Genomic DNA, 3,308 nt, shown 5'->3' with positions numbered 1-3,308 from the left:
GTGTAGAACTGTTCAATATTTCGGCCCGCTTTCAGCGCGATACGAGGTAAATTGAGACTGACTACCCCCAAATTATTCCGCCCTTCGTGAATCAGCTCACCACCTTCTTCATAGGTATTTAAGAAGCTGCGGCAACCCATTGGGGTTTTGAATGAACCAGTCACTTCAACTACTTTGTCGTAGTTGAGAATATCCGGGTACATGCGTTTGGTGGCACACTCTAATGCGAGTTGTTTAATGTCATAATTTGGATCTTCCGCTTTATGATTTAAGCCATCTTTGATGGCAAATACCAATTTAGGGAATACAGCCGTTTTACGATTTTTGCCTAAGCCAGCAATGCGATTTTTCAAAATTGACTGTTGAATCAATTTAGAGGCCCAACTGGTCCCTAGACCAAAGCCGAAAGTGACAAACGGAGTTTGCCCATTCGCGGTATGCAAAGTGTTGACTTCATATTCAAGTGACTGGAATGCGTCGTAGCACTCTTTTTCTGTACGGGACATAGCAAAGGCTTCGGGATGATGAATATCCCACTCTTTTGCTATTTCTAAATGTTTGTCGTAACTGGCTGTCACATAAGGTTCAAGCACTTCATCGATACGGTTGATGGTGGTGCCGCCGTAAATATGGCTCGCAACCTGAGCGATAATTTGCGCGGTCACTGCGGTGGCGGTTGAAATTGATTTTGGCGTATCAATTTCCGCATTACCCATCTTAAAGCCATGAGTGAGCATGCCTTTTAAATCAATCAGCATGCAGTTAAACATTGGGAAAAAGGGAGCGTAATCCAAGTCATGATAGTGGATATCACCCTCTTCATGCGCTTGCACAATATCACGCGGTAAAATTCGGGTTTTAGCGTAGTGTTTCGCCACAATACCAGCCAGTAAGTCACGCTGCGTTGGGATCACTTTGCCGTCTTTATTCGCATTTTCATTGAGCAGATCGGCATTACTTTCTTCGATAAGGCCTTCAATCTCTTGCGTCAAGGCACTTTGCTTTTCACGCGCGATATCACGATCGTGTCGGTACTCGATGTATGAACGAGCTAATGCTTTATAGGGCCCTTGCATTAGCTCGTTCTCTACTAAGGTTTGAATCTCGGCGATATGGACTTCATCGTAATCTTTGAGCTTCAGTTCTACCGCCAACGCCACATTGAGTGCGTAAATAGCGATCTCTTTATCAATATGTTCAGCTGCACTTTCCACGGCAGATTGAATGCGATCACGGTTGAACGGGGCTCTCGATCCGTCACGTTTGATTACGATAGGTTTCACCATTTCTCCTTACCCCTAGCATACTCACAGAGTTATCCACAAATACACTATATAGAGCAGTTTATTATCCGACTGACACAATATATTGTGGTGCATTTAACGAAAACTCCCAACTCAGGGTATTGATTTGGATCAATAAAAACCGAGCATTGAACAAGATCAATGCGATCTTGGAGTAGTAGATCTCACTTAGAAAAGAAACGATGAAAATTGCAAATTTTTGATTTTTCCTCTTGAAATTTCACCGAACCTGATAGGCTAAGCCTTCGGATTCGATCAGTGAGGTATTGCGATGTTAAAATCAAAATGTGTATGTCGATTAGCGGCAGCAATACTCTTTATTCCCTCTTTCGCGACTTGGGCACAAAGTCTCACATTAGCGACATGGAATGTCGAATTCCAACACACTATTTCATGATTAATCGAGGTCATTTCGTTGCCAAAAAATATCATCCATACTTTTCTTGGAATGGCTTTTCTTGAAACACTGTCCTCGGGCTAGCCAAGTGATAATAGATGGCCGAAATGAAGTTAATAGGAATGTTCAATCCGCACATTGATCGACTTTAACAACTACAGCACGATTTTTACCCGCCGACTTGGCTTGGTACATTAAACTGTCCGCAACAGTAAGTGAGACTTTATCAGGAACAAGATCGTAATAGGCGCCACCCAAACTGATACTGAGCGTGATGGTATCATTGGCTACTCGCATTGGATTTTCATAGACAGATTGACAGATATATTGAGCTTTCAATTTGACCTCTTCAAAGGTATAGAGAGTAAGAATAATGGCGAACTCTTCTCCACCTAAACGAGCAATAAAGTCATTATTGGATAACTTTCTCTGTACATGTCTAACCACATGAATAATGGCTTGATCACCCACTTCATGACCAAACTGATCATTGATTAGCTTAAAGTTATCAATGTCAAACACCAATAAGGTGAAGGGGACGGGAGTTCCTTGCAATTCTGCTATCTTTGATTGGAAGTGTCGGCGATTACTGATTTTTGTTAGCTCATCAGTTTGCGCCAATTTCTCTAGCAAGTGATTTGCTCTCTCTAAATCGATGGTTTTATGTATGACTGCGCGTCTTAACATCAAGATGTAAATACAGAGAACCATCAGAGCTACGCTAATGATGATCGGGATAAAATTTTTTGGGTAAACCGTTTCCATGTAGATCCAGCGACTAAATAACTGCATTTTAGAGGCATCAGATACCTTATCTGTCGCATTTGCGAGCTTCTGCCAAAGAACGTCATTGCCCTCTTTCACCCCAAAGCGTAACGGCTCAGAATAGAGAAACTTAACTGGCACATATTTTTTCGGGCTATTTTCTGTAAACATAAAGAGATTAGCGACTTGATAATCGCTAATAAACCCTTCTAATTTTGCACTGGAAGCGGCATACAACATATCTTCATTCGTGGCAAAGTAGACCAAGTTTAATTTAGGTAAATATTGAGCTGCGTAATACGCCTCATAGCCACTCAATACAACACCAACCTTAATATCGATTTCACCTGAAAATATTTTGTCAAAATCCGTACCGAGTAAGTGTTGATCTAAGAATACGTGCGTCTCGATCGCCATAATTTCAGGTCCAAAATCGAGGAACAGATCTCGCTCAGGTGATTGAATTAGACCAGCATGAACGTCGGCTTGCCCATGTTTAACCAGCTCTAGTGATTCGTTCCAGCTTACTAGTTTAAATTCAACATCGAACCCGCTTTGCTCAGCAACGACTTTCCAATAATCGACTAAGATTCCGGCAGGCTCTCCTTGCTTATTAATATACGAATACGGTTTCCACTTGGCTGAGCTTGTAATAAGCAGAGGTTGAGAAAGATCATGCTCGCTGGAGAGCGGTTCACCGACTTCTGCCGTAGAAGCGATGACTGGAAGCTGCAGCGCCAATACAGCCATCACTCGAGAAAATATCATCAATAACGCAGATTTCAGTTTCATGTTTTCCTAACTGGGGAGTTTAGTTGACTCAAACACGATTAAGCTTGCAC

At 42.0% G+C, this 3,308-nt stretch carries 2 protein-coding genes; both read right to left on the bottom strand.

All coding sequences use genetic code 11. The features are described from left to right. On the bottom strand, positions 1 to 1,283 hold a 1,283-nt coding region (gene nrdD, locus B9J84_RS12440), incomplete at its 3' end, for an anaerobic ribonucleoside-triphosphate reductase (protein WP_094124258.1). A gap of 544 nt (positions 1,284 to 1,827) precedes the next feature. After that, positions 1,828 to 3,258: a diguanylate cyclase gene (locus B9J84_RS12435; protein ID WP_094124257.1), complete on the bottom strand. Its 1,431-nt coding sequence runs from the start codon at positions 3,256 to 3,258 to the stop codon at positions 1,828 to 1,830. Positions 3,259 to 3,308 lie beyond the last annotated feature (50 nt).

The sequence above is a fragment of the Vibrio sp. V03_P4A6T147 genome (assembly GCF_002241085.1).
Lineage (GTDB): Bacteria > Pseudomonadota > Gammaproteobacteria > Enterobacterales > Vibrionaceae > Vibrio > Vibrio anguillarum.
This window is presented reverse-complemented; position numbering and strand designations above follow the sequence as displayed.

Bases quoted from the DNA above. Each gene is read 5' to 3' on its own strand.
- B9J84_RS12435 (WP_094124257.1), bottom strand. From the start codon at position 3,258: ATGAAACTGAAATCTGCGTTATTGATGATATTTTCTCGAGTGATGGCT.